Raw genomic sequence first — 15161 nt, forward strand, 5'->3', positions numbered from 1 at the left:
TATAAGGCATATAAGATTTTTTAAACTTGCTGGTGCTTTTAAAGCGATTAAACTTAAATTCGCAAGGTAAAAAATCGTAACTCGTACATCTAAAATCATAAATCCCTTGGCTAAAATCAAATCAGCATATTTCTGTCAGAGTTGTGGGTATGAATCTGCAAAATGGTTGGGTAAATGCCCTTCTTGCAACCAATGGAATACTTTTGTAGAAGAAGTAGTAGAAAAACCATCTGCTGGCAATGCGGCCGTATGGAAAACTACTGTTGGCGGAACACAAAGAGTAAATAAGCCAAGCAAGCTTGAAGAAATTCAAAGCGCCACCGAAGAAAGAATTTTAACTGGAGATATTGAATTAGACAGAGTTTTAGGAGGAGGCTTAGTTCCTGGATCTGTTACCTTAATTGGCGGCGAACCAGGCATAGGAAAGTCTACGTTGATGTTACAACTGGCATTGAACATTAAGAAAAAACGTGTGCTGTATGTTTCGGGGGAAGAAAGCGAACAACAGATCAAGATGAGAGCTGAGCGCATTACCAAAACCCCACAAGCTGAATGCTTTATCCTTACAGAAACATCAACCCAAAATATATTTAAGCAGTTAGAACAGTTAGAACCAGAAATTTTGGTGATCGATTCGATACAAACCCTACATTCTGCACACATCGAATCTACGCCAGGAAGTGTATCTCAAGTTAGGGAATGTACTGCCGAGCTACTTCGTTTTGCCAAAGAAACCGCCACGCCAGTTTTTCTGATTGGTCATATTACCAAAGATGGCGCTATTGCTGGGCCGAAAATTTTAGAGCACATGGTAGATACCGTACTGCAATTTGAGGGAGATCGACATCATATTTATCGCATTTTACGCTCTATTAAAAATAGGTTCGGCGCAGCTGCAGAATTAGGAATTTATGCCATGCATGGCAATGGGCTGAGAGAGGTTTCCAATCCATCGGAAGTGTTGCTTTCACAACGTGATGAAGAACTGAGCGGCATTTCCATTGGTGCAACTATTGAAGGCGCCAGACCAATGGTGATAGAAACACAAGCTTTGGTAAGTATTTCTGCCTATGGTACTCCGCAACGTTCGGCCACAGGCTTTGACACCAAAAGAATGAATATGCTACTGGCCGTACTTGAGAAGCGATGCGGTTTCCGTTTAAGTGCCAAAGATGTTTTCTTAAATATTGCTGGAGGAATTAAAGTAGAAGATCCAGCTATAGATTTGTCTATTGTTGCGGCCATCATTTCTTCACATGAGGATATTCCGGTTTCTTCAAAAATTTGCTTTGCTGCCGAAGTTGGTCTATCTGGAGAAATTAGAGCAGTTAACCGAGTTGAGCAACGTATTTCGGAAGCAGAAAAGCTAGGATTTGAAAAAATATTTATCTCAAGTTATAACCTAAAAGGGATTAACAAGGATAAGTTTAAAATTGAACTGGTTACTGTTGCTAAAATTGAAGAAGTTTTTTCTGCACTGTTTGGATAGCCGTGAAGCATCATTCTCAAAACGAGTAAAACATTCCCTGCCAACAATCAAAAACATCGTTTATTTCAAGACATAAACCAAAATAATCTGCTGATTTTAAGCAAAATAACTTTGAGCCTTACACTTTTTCATTAAATTTGCTTTACTCTAAAAAAGAATATACAGCAGTATGAAAAAACATTACTTAGTAAAGGCTTGTATAATAGCGCTAACTGTAGCCACAATTGGTTGTAAAAAATCAACACCAAAAGATGGTGATGAACCAATCTTAGATAAAAAAGGTCCTGAAGTTGTTTTAAATAATAATGAAAGTGCTCTAAATGCGAGGATAAGCTATCCAAATACTGCGGTTTCCTTAATGAGCGTGGGTACAAAAGGTGTAGAATTTAGAGAAGATTTTAGTCAGTACAATTTACAGCTTATAGCCGAGGTTGCCGCCCCAACGCACCAAGGGAAAACCCTGCAAGCTACCCATATTGATTTCTCTGGCAACAAAGTCTACGTATCTTACAATACCCGTGGCGAAACCTATTTAGGCGGTGTTGATGTTTTTGATGTAAGCAATGAGGCGCAACCAAGATTAATTTCTCAGGCGATCATGCCCAATACCGACATTTCATCGGTTGTTTTCAACAACAACTTCGTTTACTTGGCCTCAGCTACTGATGTTGATAAAGACGCTTCGTTAACAGCTCCAGCAGTGTTAGATAGAATTGCCTTGAGCAATGGCGTACTGACAAGCACAAGCGGGCGTGTACAGCTCAAAGGTTTTGTAGGAAAAAACATCTTAGCTAAAAACAACAAGATTTATGTAGTTTCGAGCACACAAGGCGGATTAAGTGTTATTAACCCAACCGATTTCAAGGAAGAAAAATCTGTAGCTATTACTGGTTCTAGTGCCTTGGCAAGTAATGCAAGTGGAAGTAATATATTCGTATTAAAAGATAAGCCCGGTCAAATACTAGGTTTAAACGCTAGCGATTTGAGCGTAGCAAAAACTATCAATTTAGCAGCAGACTTACCAGAAACGGCCTCGCACATAGAAACTATAAATGACAACTTTCTACATGCTGCAGGAAAGGCTGGATTGAATTATTTGAGCAGCACAGGCTCTTTAATTGACAACATCCCTGTTCCAGTTATTGCAGGCGTAGATCCGGAAGATATTGTAACCAACAATGTTTCTATCAATAATAACCTCATCTACATTGCTAATGGGGCGGCTGGTTTGTATGTAGCCAAGCTTGAAGGCAGTACATTGGTACTTTTAGGTAAAGTTAGCTTAGGTGCATCAACCAACTACGTTAAATCTAGTGGCAATTTAATTTTTGTGGCTACGGGTACTGGTGGTTTAAAAATTTTAAAGATGACCGCAATTGCCAATAGTAGCTCTACTGTAGCTTGCGATGGCAGAGCTACGCTAGCTTCGGACGCAAATGGTTGGAGAAATTTAAACACTGGTGTTAAAGAATACTTTACTGGAACCACTACTTTAGGTGGTTTAAACGTAAATACGAATGCTATTTTTGATTTCTGTGGAAGTCTTACTTTAAACTACAGTTCTAACATTAATACTGGAGGTGCATTTTTAGTGAACGGAGCCTTCGTATCTAACCAGCAATTTAACATCAATGCTTTTACAGAGGTAGTGGGCAGTGCAAATTTCAAGAATACGCTTACAGTTAATAGCAATGGCAAACTGAAATTACTACCAAAAGTAAATGGCGAAATTTATCCTGTTACAGGCGACTTCAACGTTAACGGATTGGCCGAAATCAACAACGGCAGTTTACAGATCAGCAATAAACTAAGTATTAACAGCAGTGGTCGTCTTCGCTTGGTAAATACAAACTTAGTTGTTAATGGCGATTTCGATTTAAATGGAACGATAGAATTTGTTGGTACTTGCAATGTCATAATCAACGGAAGATATACCAGAAACTCTAGTGGAAACGTTATTGGGACAAACACCGGAAAAGTGTTATAAGAGATTGATGAAGAACACATTTTATTTAGAAAGATTTTAAATATCTTTGTGCACAACATCAACTAGATAAAATTATAAGTATGAAAAAATTAATATTAAGTTTAGCGTTTTGTGCATTGGCAACTATGGGCTTTGCACAAGAAAAAGTAGAAGGTCAATCGTTTGGCGAAGGCGTTACTAAAGGAAATATCATTTCAGCTAATGAAGTTAATGCTAAATTAGGCAAAGAAACTAAGGCAGACATGAAGGTTGAAGGAGAAGTAGTTAGCGTTTGCAAGAAAAAAGGTTGTTTCATGAACGTTAAAATTTCTGATAAAGAAACCATGTTCGTAAAATTTAAAGATTACGGATTTTTCATGCCAAAAGATATGGCACCTGGTACAAAAGTAGTAATTGATGGTTTTGCAGAAAGAAAAGTTACTTCGGTTGAAGACCTACAACACTACGCCAAAGACGCCAAAAAATCTCCAGAAGAAATAGCTAAAATTACTGAGCCTAAAAAAGAAATCGTTTTTGAAGCAAAAGGCGCTGTAATTGTAAAGTAATTAGAAAGGTTCTCCTTTTTAATATTGATTGATTGAAAAGCCTTCCCTTAATTGGGAAGGCTTTATTTTTTTAACGACAAGTTTAAGTGTAATGGTTAAAGCTGAAATATTAAAGCTGTTTGTAATATTTTTATTTAACCAATATTTAGTTATTAAATTTTTTTAATTACTGTTTTTTATTATCTTCACTCCATTAACAAATGAAACCATAATATAAAATGATGAAACTGACCAAGATTACACTATTCGTTGCGGGCATTTGCTTTGTTGGCTCGAATGGTTATGCACAACAGCTTACTAAAGCCCAAAATGATGAGTTGCTAAAAGCAAAACAAGGAGCAATAGTTAGGTTAGATGGATTTTTAACAGAAAAAACCGCTCAAATTGCTTATCAGAAATACCCTACTCCGGGCCCACAATATATCATCTCCGACGATCCTGAATATATCAGGGTACCTGAAGCCATTGCGCTAAAAGAAAGTGTTGTTCCAGGCGCAGTTCGCTTCTACCTATATAATGTTAATGGCATTAAAGAGCCTCAAAAGATTGATAGAAAAATCATCGCCATGATTAAAAACACGGGCAAAGCTCCAATGCGCATCAAGATGTTGAAATACGTTACACAAAAGCCTAGCACGAATTACTTCAAGCTAGGAAAAGAAGGCTTAGCATCGTTTTTAGCTGCGCAACCAAGCGAAGAGGTACGTGTAGTAAAACCTGGTGAAGCTGTGCCTATAGACGAAAAACTAGAACAATATGTGGTGAAGTATGATGAGCTTGTACACGGATTTTACGAGTTTTTGGTAGATCAGCCTGCAGAAATTACAGTACTACAAACAGATCTCAAAACTAGCGGTAAAGATGCTTTGAAAAGAATTACAAATGTATTGCCTCCGAAAACAAAGAGTGGTGCTGGCAGAGGTCTTTACGGCGTAAGCAATTATCACGTAGCCAATACTTCGGTAATAGATACAAAAAACGGAACTTCTGCTTTAGTTGTTGCTGACGGCGCAAGTGACCCTTGGATTATCGGTCGTGAGGGCACTACTGGCCAAATCGCTAAATTAGCGGGCAATTACGGAGTAATGTACGATATCGAACTGAAGTGGAAAAGTACAGACGGCAAGGGTTTAGCTTTAATCACTTGGAACTCACGCTCGGCAGACAACCAATGGTGCAGCGGAATGGCAGCAGCAATGAAAGTTAGCGGTGGAAAGTTTAACGAAGGAATTATTCAACTGCCAAAAGACCAATTGGTAACTAAAGCCGCACCAGAAGCGGTGTTGATACAAGTTTTTAAACCAACTGGAAATGGCGAAGAACAAACCATCAAGTTAACGTATTCACCTCCGGGAGCTTCATGTTTGCCAACTCCTTTAATTTTCGTCCCAGTTGACTTAAATCCATAATGATGAGGCTTATCAAACTCATCTTAACGATACTGATCTTGAGCGTGTGCAATTTACATGCTCAAGATCTTTTGACCATATCCTCCCCAAAAAACCTGAAGCAAACAGACTCGGTTTTAGTTTATAAACCGCAGCAAAGTTTCTTAGAAAAACTACCTGTTGTTTACCTTTTGCACGGGCATAATGCCAACTACAAAAGCTGGAGCAAACTAGCCGATTTGCAAAAGTTGGCCAATCAATATCAGTTTATTGTGGTTTGCCCCGATGGTTTAAAGAAGAGCTGGTATCTAAACTCGCCAAACAAAGATAGTTTACAATACGAGTCTTTCTTTTTAGAGGAGTTGATGCCCACCATCAATCGAAAATACAACGTAGATCAAAACAACATATTCGTAACGGGAGCCAGCATGGGCGGTTTTGGAGCGATGTACATGATGATTAAACATCCGCAGCTATTTGCTGGCGCAGGAAGTACATCTGGGGTATTAAACCTTCATTATTCGGCCTTTAGGAAAACAACCATTGCTTACCTAATTGGCTCTTACGATGAAAAGAACAAACTATACGACGAGTATTCTCCAGTGAACAATTTACAGTCGCTCCAAGGTTTAAACAAGGCGCTCATTTTCGATACCGGAACAGAAGATTATTTATACATCACCAGTAAACAGTTTAGACAAAAATGTGATGATCTTAAAATAAAAGCCACCTATGTTGCACAACCAGGAGGTCACACAGGAGGTTATTGGAGCAAATCTATTTTAAAACATTTCGAATTCTTTTCGGAACATCTAAAGAAATAAATACCATGAAAATATTTGTAAAAACGCTCACTAAAGCCCTGTTTTTGCTAGTTACATCCATTTCATTCGCAAAAGCTCAGCAAAAAAATGAGTTGACTTTAATACCACAGCCATCATCCGTAACGTGGGGTACAGCTACTTTTAAATTTGATAAGCAAACTACTTTATTGCTGCCAAAAGGCGATGAGCATACTGCATTAATCAAAAACTTTAGCGAACAGCTTTCGGGAATTTTAAAACAACAAGTTAAGACTAACACTAAAACAAGCGGTAAAAATTTTATTCAGTTTTCTATAAATAAAGATTTAGGGAACGAAGCTTATAAGCTACAAGTTACCAAGCAAAAAATTGAAATAAGTGCTGCTAAGCCTTCTGGTTGGTTTTATGGTTGGCAAACACTTATGCAAATTGCTAGGTTAAATCTACTAAACGGAAATAGTCATCAAATTCCAGAGGTAACGATTACTGATGAACCGAAATTTGCTTGGCGTGGTTTAATGATCGATGTAAGCAGACACTTTTTTGACACGGCTGTGCTGAAAAGATACATCGACCAGATGTCGAAATACAAGCTCAATGTTTTGCATTTACATTTAACGGATAACCAAGGCTGGCGGATTGAAATAAAGCAATTGCCTAAATTAACCAGTGTTGGCGCATGGCGTGTGCCTAGAACTGGCTATTGGAGCGGAATGCCAGCTCCCGAACCCGGCGAAGCTACCACTTACGGAGGTTTTTACTCTCAAGACGACATCAAGGAGCTAGTTCGATACGCCAGTACACGCTTTGTGGATATTGTACCAGAGGTAGATTTACCGGGACATAGTTTGGCTTTCGTAGCATCCTATCCAGAAGTTTCGTGTACTAAAACGCCGCAGCAGGTTTTGGCTGGCGACCCATGGAATGCGAAAAGAACCAACGTGGTTTGCGTAGGCAACGACTCTACCTACACCAAAATAGATCAAATTATCGGCGAGCTAGCTGAGATTTTCCCTTCTAAATACATCCACATTGGTGGAGATGAGGTGACCAGGAACTATTGGAGCAACTGCAAAGTTTGTCAAAAACGCATACAAGACGAAGGTCTTAAAAATGTAGATGAGCTGCAAAGCTACTTCATTAATAGAGTTGCCAAAATCGTAAAGGCTAAAGGCAAAACACCAATTGGCTGGTACGAAACATTAGAAAAAGGTTTGGATACCGGAATTGTGCAAATGAGCTGGAAAGATGAAAAAGGCGCTGTAAAATCTTCGAATGAAGGTCACAAAGTAATTTTAACACCTGCTTTTTTAACCTATTTAGATTTTTATCAAGGAGATCCTTATTTGGAAAATGCGCCATTTACAGTAAACCGATTGAGCAACAGCTATAAATTTAATCCACTGCCAGAAGGGATTAACGTTAAAAACGTATTAGGCGGACAAGGAAGTTTATGGACAGAGCAAGTGCCAAATGAGCGTAAACTGCAATTTATGACTTGGCCAAGGGGACTAACCTTGGCAGAAAACCTGTGGTCTGCAGCTCCAAAACCGACCTGGCCGATTTTCCTTAAAAAAATTGAAAGCCATTTGCCTTTATTGACTTTAGATAGTACAAATTATAGTGCTTATTTCTACGATCCAATTGTATTTGCTAAAAAGGGTGATAACGGAGATATTGTGTTAACCATTGATACTGAAGTTCCTAATATCGCTGTACATTATGCTTTTGACGATACCGATCCGGATCAGTTTTACCCAAAATATAAAGGACAAGCAATTGCTATACCCAAAGGAGCTAAAAATATAAGAATGGTTAGCTATCGTGGCGACACGCAGAAAAGCAGGATAGTAAAGCTTCCAATTGCAGAACTTAAAAGAAGAGCAAAACTTTAGCAACGTTTTAAGCTGGCGGCCAAAGTAGTAATTAACATAGGAAATTTGTCATCCAGAGCGCAGCGAAGGATCTATTTTAATCTACAATTTAGATCTTTCGCTACTTGAATATAAATCGATTATCCACGTCATATCTACCGCAGCAGAGATATCTTTAAATTTAACTTGATCTTCAACTTTTTCTTGATAAAAAGTTGGCAAAAATCAAGGCTGCTTAGCCTAGCTTGTTACAGCTCGATAAAACTTTAATTGCGCTGGCTGAAACGTGTGAACGTATGAAAAAACTCGAAAGTGACAAAACACTTCTGCACCCAGCTTGTACTGTAAATGCTTTGCGTGACTGCTTACGTTTTATCGGCTTTCACGGCGCTATGCTAAGAGGCCGATATTCGTTCTTAGCAATGTATCATCTATATTTAAAGGACACTTGTTTACTGCGACAGTACCATTAACTTAGGAAATTTGTCATCCAGAGCGTAGCGAAGGATCTATTAAATATACCTCGACCGAGCTAAAATAGCATTAGAGCATGCGCTCCCATGAGCTACAATTTCTAAACCAACCCGAGTAATCGGTTCCTAACCAATAAACAGGCACCGATTACTCCTGCTTTTTCACCTAATTTCGACATTTTAAGCTGCGTATCATTATTAACCAAGCTTAACGAGTACTTGTTCAAAGCACTTTTAATAGGTAAACGGATATACTCTCCCGTTTCCGCCAAACTACCTCCTAAAATCACCATTTCTGGATTAAAGATATTGATCAACACCGCAATACCTTTACCTAGGCGCTCTCCAACTTCAGCTACTAATTCTATTGCCAATACATCGTCTTTCATCGCAGCTTCAATAATATCATTTAGTTTAATGTCATCTACAGGCATATTTGAAAGAACCGAAGTAGATCCCTCTGCAAGCTTCTCCTTAAACTTGCGTACCAAAGCCCAACCCGAAGCCTCTGTTTCTAAGCAGCCTTTTTTACCGCAGCTACAAAGAATTTCATTGTTAAAGAATGGAATATGTCCAAACTCTCCGGCAAAGCCAGACTTACCGTAATAGAGCTGACTGTTAATCATGATACCAATACCCATTCCGTAGTCCATATTTAAGAAAAGTACATTCTCTTCTTCGTGAACTACGCCTGCTGAAAACTCGCCGAAGGCCATTGCCCTCGAATCGTTTTCTAAAAATATGCGCATTCCGATATTTCTTTCTATCACGCGGCTAAGCGGCTCCTCATTAAAATGGAAGAAACTGTAACTATAGCCTGTAGAATAATTGATACGTCCTGATAAATTCAACCCAGCTCCTAAAATCTTTTCTCTTTTTACAGGCGCTTCTTTTATAAAATTATTAATAAGCTCACAAAGCTGATTTAGGGATTCTTCACTATTATTTAAACTGTAAGGGATATTAGCTTTAACGTGTACTAGGTTCTTCTGTAAATCGGTTAGGCCAATATTAATGTGCGACTTCTTTACATCTACCCCAAGAAAGTAACCAGACTCCATTACCAGGCCGTAAATATTTGGCTTTCTACCACCTCTAGACTGCAGTTTGCCAAAATCCTTAACCAAACCTTCGTTGATTAATTCGTTCAATATGTTATTGATTTTAGGCGTACTTAAGCCTAGCTCTGCGCACAAATCTGCAATAGTACAATTGCCATTTTTGCTAAAGTAAGCAACAATGGCCTTCTTTAGTGTGAGGTTCTTATAGGCAACACCAGAGGTGTTTTCGTTGCTTAATTCGGCAAAAAATGTCATCTTCTTAAGAAATTTTAAAAATCAAAAATAAAATAATATCTGATTTAACCTACTATAACGTAGTTATTTTATCGATTTAGCCAATTCATAAACACAAAAAATTAAAAAACTAATTCAACTTATTAATTTTTTTAAAAAAGTTTTTATATTTACCGTGCAACTAACTTACAGATAGTAGAGAGATTCGTACCTCTCCAAAAAACAACCGAGTATGAATTTGAATTTTACCAAACTTCTTCTTTTTTCCTTATTAATTACCTGCGCTCAAGCATTTGCACAAGTTGCCCATAAAACAGATGTGCTGATTATTGGCGGCGGTGCAAGCGGCACAACTGCAGCAATTCAAGCTGCTCGAATGGGTGTTAAAGTGCTTATTGTAGAAGAAACAGAATGGCTGGGCGGCATGCTTACTTCGGCGGGCGTTTCGGCTATAGACGGCAACCACAATATGCCTTCTGGCTTGTGGGGCGAGTTTAGACAACATCTTTACGATTATTATGGCGGACCTAAAGCTGTAGAAACAGGCTGGGTAAGCAACACCCTATTTGAACCATCGTTTGGAAACAAGACGTTGAAAACCATGGCAAACCACCCAAACATCACCATTTGGTATAAAAGTGGTTTAACCAACATTGCTAAAAATGGTATGCTTTGGGCAGCCGAAGTGAGCAGTAAAGGCAAAAAACAAAACGTAGAAGCCAAGATTTTAATTGATGCTACTGAGCTTGGCGATGTGATGGCAAAGCTGAAAGTTCCTTACCGTGTGGGCATGGACAGTCGCCACGATACCGGCGAAAGCTTTGCACCAGAGAAAGCAAATAACATTGTACAGGACTTAACTTATGTAGTGGTATTAAAGGATTTCGGCGCAAAAGCAAACAAAACCATTAAAAAACCAGAGGGATATGACCCTAAAGAATTTGATTGCTGCTGCGATGTTCAAGATCCTGCTTCGCATGACAATACCCCAAAAATTGATTGTAGCCAGATGATTACCTACGGCAAATTGCCAAACGGAAAATACATGATTAACTGGCCAAAATGTGGTAACGACATCTATATGAACGTTATTGAGATGAGCGATGCTGAGCGCAAAGAAGCTTTGAAAAAAGCAAAACTACATAGTTTACGTTTCATCTATCATTTACAAACGAAGCTTGGTTTTAAAAACTTGGGCATAGCTGATGATGAATTTCCGACGGCAGATAAACTACCAATGATTGCTTATCACAGAGAATCGCGTCGTTTAGATGGAAAAGTGACCTTAACGTTGAATGATGTAAGCGCTCCTTATACTCAGAAAACTTCGCTTTATAGAACTGGTGTTGCCGTGGGCGATTACACAATAGATCATCACCACCTTAAAAATCCGGAAGCACCACAAATTGATTTCGTAAAAATAAAAGTGCCTTCTTACAATATCCCTCTGGGTGCTTTGGTACCTAAAGATACCGAAGGGCTAATTGTTGCAGAGAAAAGTATTAGCGTAACCAATATCGTAAATGGTGCTAGCAGATTGCAGCCTGTAGTTTTAGGAATTGGGCAAGCAGCCGGAGCTTTAGCTGCAACTGCGGTGTTAAGCAATACCGATCCTTCCAAAATCAACATCAGAGCAGTACAAAATGCCTTACTAGAAAGCAACGCTTATTTGATGCCTTTTATTGATGTTAAACCTAGCGATGCTTCTTTCAAAGTAATCCAAAGAATTGGTGCTACAGGAATTTTAAAAGGAACGGGCTTGTCTTACAAATGGGCAAATCAAACTTGGTTTTATCCAGACCTGCTAGTTAGCGAGTGGGATTTGGTAAATGGATTGAAATCTCTTTACCCTTCATTTGGCGAACTACATCCATCAGGAAATTTAGTTACTGCTAGCTATTTAGCTGGCACAATTAAAGAAATCGGCAAAAAAGAGGTGAGCGAAAACCAAGTGATCGATTTTCTGAAGCAAAACAATTTCAAAAATATAACTCCAGAAAGCATGCTAACAAGAAGAATGGTAGCACACGCTTTAGATCATTTCTTAAATCCATTTAAAATGGAGATAGATTTTACTGGAAAAACAAAATAAGAATTAAACAACCTAACAATTAATATTTTTTAACCATGAAGAAACGATTTCAAAAAAAGAGAAGTTGGTTTTTCCCTTTGTTGGTTTTCTTGCTTTCCTTGTCTGTGTCTGCTATGGCACAAACAAGGGTAGTCGGAATAACAACCGATGAACAAGGAGAAATTCTAACTGGCGTAAGCGTAACAGTTAAAGGAACCAAGCAGGTTTCCATTTCAGACAAGGATGGCAAATACCAAATTGTGTTACCTTCCGCCTCCTCGACCTTAGTTTTTACCTATGTAGGTTACGAGACTCGGGAAGTACAAACTTCTGCCGGAACGCTAAATATTTCTCTAAAGGCAAATGTTTCCACCTTAAATAGCGTAGTAGTTGTGGGTTATGGAACAGTTGCTAGAAAAGACTTGACAGGATCTGTAGGGAGCGTAAGCGTAACGGATATGCAAAAAGCACCAGTAAGATCACTAGAAGAAGCCTTAGCAGGTAGGGTAGCTGGGGTGCAGGTTTCATCTTCAGAAGGTGGCCCAGGCGCTTCGGTAGATATTGTTATTAGAGGAGGTAACTCAATTACCCAAAGCAACTACCCTTTATATGTTATTGATGGTTTCCCAATGGAAGATCTAAACAACTCTGGACTAAATGCCTCAAACCCTTTAAGCTCTATAGATATTAACGATATCGAATCTATAGACATATTAAAAGATGCATCGGCAACTGCTATTTATGGTGCTCGTGCTGCAAATGGTGTAGTAGTAGTTACTACAAAACGAGGTAAAGTGGGAAATCCAACCATTACCTACAATACATATTACGGATTGCAGAATAGTAATAAACGCATGGAACTATTAAATCCTTATGAGTTTGTGAAGTTACAAAATGAGTTGGACCCTATTCAAACTAGAAACTTATACCTCACTAAGGTTGAAGGAACAGAAACGACTATACTACCCCTAGATTATTACAAAAACGTAAGAGGAATTGACTGGGAAGATCAAATTATGCGAACAGCAGGTATGCAAAGTCATTATGTAAGTATGTCTGGCGGTACTCAAAAAACCAAATACAGCGGTTCTTTATCCTATTTTGATCAAGATGGTGTAATCATCAACTCCGGGTTTAATCGTCTACAAGGAAGATTAACCCTTGATCAAGAAATTTCTAGTAAGGCAAAGTTTGGTATGAATGTGAACTATTCTGGCACCAAAAACTTTGGTACGCCTCCATCGCAATCTACCTATCAAAACCAACTTAACCTTCTTTACAGCGTTTGGTCATACAGACCTGTTACTAGATTAAATTCAACTGTTGATTTGATAGAAGTGCCAGTAGATCCAGAGATAGATGGTGGTGCTTTTGAATTTCGATACAATCCGATCTTAACAACACAGAATGAGCTTAGGGAAAATCGCGGTGAAAACTTAATTACTAATGCTTTTTTAGAATACGAAATCATTAAAGATTTAAAACTTAGAATATCAGGAGGTATAACTAAAGGTACTACGCAATACGATACTTTTAACAATTCACTTACCCGCTCTGGAAACCCAGGAACGAACAATAAAGTTAATGGAGGTATCAACATCTTTAATTCTACTACCTGGCTAAATGAAAATACGTTAAGCTATCGTAAAAGGTTATCAAAAGACCACTTGATTAATGTTGTTGGTGGTTTTACATCTCAAAAAGGCACATCAAGGGTATTTGGAGCTTACGCCAAACTAATGCCTAACGAAGGCTTAGGGCTAAGCGGTTTAGATGAAGGCGTGCCATTATCTATCACCTCTAGCTCATCTCACTACACCCTTTCTTCTTTTTTATCTAGGGTAAATTACGATTATAAATCGAAGTACTTATTTACAGCATCATTTAGAGCTGATGGATCTTCAAGATTTATCAATAATAAATGGGGATATTTCCCATCGGCGGCTTTTGCTTGGAAAATAAGTGAGGAGCCTTTTATGAAGCAACTTAAGGCTATCTCATCTGCTAAATTGAGAACAAGTTTTGGTTACACAGGAAATAATGGCGTTGGTAACTTCTCTGCTTATCCAAGCTTTGTACTTCCACTATCTGCTGGATACTCTTTCGGAAACCAGCTTATTAATGGGAGTTATGCTTCTAGCATAGGAAATTCTGACTTAAAATGGGAGACTACACAACAAATAGATTTGGGGCTTAATGTCGGTTTCTTTAAAGAGCGATTAACCTTAGAAATAGACGCTTATAGAAAAACTACAGACGATCTTTTGCTAAACGCAAACCTTCCCGCTAGTACCGGCTATACCAGACAATTCATGAATGTAGGTAAGGTACGTAACCAAGGCTTGGAATTTACTTTAAACTTTGCTCCATTAAACAAAGGCGACTTTAAATGGAACAGTAGTTTTAATATTGCTTTTAACCGTAACAAGGTACTTGAGCTAGCTCAAAATGAATTGTCGATGCTAACCTCTCAATACTGGGGAGATGATTGGGCTTTGATACCTGGCTATATTGCTAAAGTTGGCAAACCTGTCGCTCAGTTTTATGGTTATGTTTGGGATGGTGTTTACAACTATGACGATTTTATAAAACTTGGTCCAAATAGCTATAAGTTAAAAGATAATATTACTGCAAACGGTACTGTTAGAGAGAATATTAAACCAGGAGACGTTAAGTATAAAGATGTAAATGGCGATTTAGTTATAGATCAAAATGATAGGGTCGTAATAGGAAATCCTATTCCTAAGCATACTGGTGGTTTTTCAAATAATTTCAGCTACAAGAATTTCGATTTAAGTATTTTCTTTCAATGGTCTTATGGTAATGATATTTACAATGCCAATAGGTTAATGTTAGAAACAGGACCTAGATTTAACGTCAACCAGTTCGCCTCTTATGCTAACCGCTGGTCGCCTGAAAATCCAACATCTAATATTCCAGGCGTAAGGGGCACATTAACCAGCGCCTATTCCACCCGAATAGTTGAAGACGGTTCTTTCTTACGTTTAAAAACTGTACAGCTTTCTTATTCGCTTCCTAAAGCATTCTTAAATAAGGTGAAACTGAAAAATGCTAGAGTATACACTTCGGCACAGAACATTCTTACATGGTCTAACTATTCTGGCTACGATCCAGAAGTTTCAGTTAGAAGAACTGCATTAACTCCTGGATTTGATTATTCAGCTTATCCTAGATCTTTTGTAGCCACATTAGGGTTAAATGTTAACTTTTAAAAA

At 38.3% G+C, this 15161-nt stretch carries 9 protein-coding genes; 8 read left to right on the plus strand and 1 reads right to left on the minus strand.

Annotation, left to right across the window (positions count from 1 at the left end; genetic code table 11):
* Window positions 1-106: 106 nt before the first annotated feature.
* The 6 genes from radA to REI64_RS09395 all read left to right on the plus strand — a co-directional run bounded on the left by radA (window position 107) and on the right by REI64_RS09395 (window position 8107).
* Complete coding sequence (radA, locus tag REI64_RS09370; RefSeq protein WP_308849851.1) at window positions 107-1489, plus strand: DNA repair protein RadA; 1383 nt, start codon at window positions 107-109, stop codon at window positions 1487-1489.
* 169 nt (window positions 1490-1658) lie between these two features.
* Entirely contained in the window at window positions 1659-3476 is a 1818-nt protein-coding gene (locus REI64_RS09375; RefSeq protein ID WP_308849852.1) for a hypothetical protein, read from the plus strand.
* An 80-nt stretch (window positions 3477-3556) separates the two neighbouring features.
* Entirely contained in the window at window positions 3557-4021 is a 465-nt protein-coding gene (locus REI64_RS09380; RefSeq protein WP_308849853.1) for a DUF4920 domain-containing protein, read from the plus strand.
* 218 nt (window positions 4022-4239) lie between these two features.
* Window positions 4240-5430 (plus strand): copper amine oxidase, encoded by a 1191-nt coding sequence (locus tag REI64_RS09385; RefSeq protein ID WP_308849854.1) that lies wholly within the window; start codon window positions 4240-4242, stop codon window positions 5428-5430.
* A 71-nt stretch (window positions 5431-5501) separates the two neighbouring features.
* Window positions 5502-6233, plus strand: coding sequence for an alpha/beta hydrolase family protein (locus REI64_RS09390; RefSeq protein ID WP_308849855.1), 732 nt, complete (start codon window positions 5502-5504; stop codon window positions 6231-6233).
* A gap of 5 nt (window positions 6234-6238) precedes the next feature.
* Window positions 6239-8107 (plus strand): family 20 glycosylhydrolase, encoded by a 1869-nt coding sequence (locus tag REI64_RS09395; RefSeq protein WP_308849856.1) that lies wholly within the window; start codon window positions 6239-6241, stop codon window positions 8105-8107.
* A gap of 553 nt (window positions 8108-8660) precedes the next feature.
* Here the strand turns inward: REI64_RS09395 and REI64_RS09400 are convergent.
* Window positions 8661-9875, minus strand: a complete 1215-nt coding sequence (locus REI64_RS09400) for an ROK family transcriptional regulator (protein WP_308849857.1) — start codon at window positions 9873-9875, stop codon at window positions 8661-8663.
* Between the two features lie 211 nt (window positions 9876-10086).
* On the opposite strand from REI64_RS09400, the gene REI64_RS09405 reads away from it, so the two are divergent.
* Together REI64_RS09405 and REI64_RS09410 are read left to right on the plus strand one after the other, a co-directional pair.
* Entirely contained in the window at window positions 10087-11946 is a 1860-nt protein-coding gene (locus REI64_RS09405; RefSeq protein WP_308849858.1) for an FAD-dependent oxidoreductase, read from the plus strand.
* Between the two features lie 35 nt (window positions 11947-11981).
* The gene (locus REI64_RS09410; protein ID WP_308849859.1) at window positions 11982-15158 is read left to right on the plus strand and encodes a TonB-dependent receptor; all 3177 of its coding nucleotides are present in this window, start codon (window positions 11982-11984) and stop codon (window positions 15156-15158) included.
* Window positions 15159-15161 lie beyond the last annotated feature (3 nt).

This window comes from Pedobacter sp. (assembly GCF_031119335.1).
In the GTDB taxonomy this organism is placed as follows: domain Bacteria; phylum Bacteroidota; class Bacteroidia; order Sphingobacteriales; family Sphingobacteriaceae; genus Pedobacter.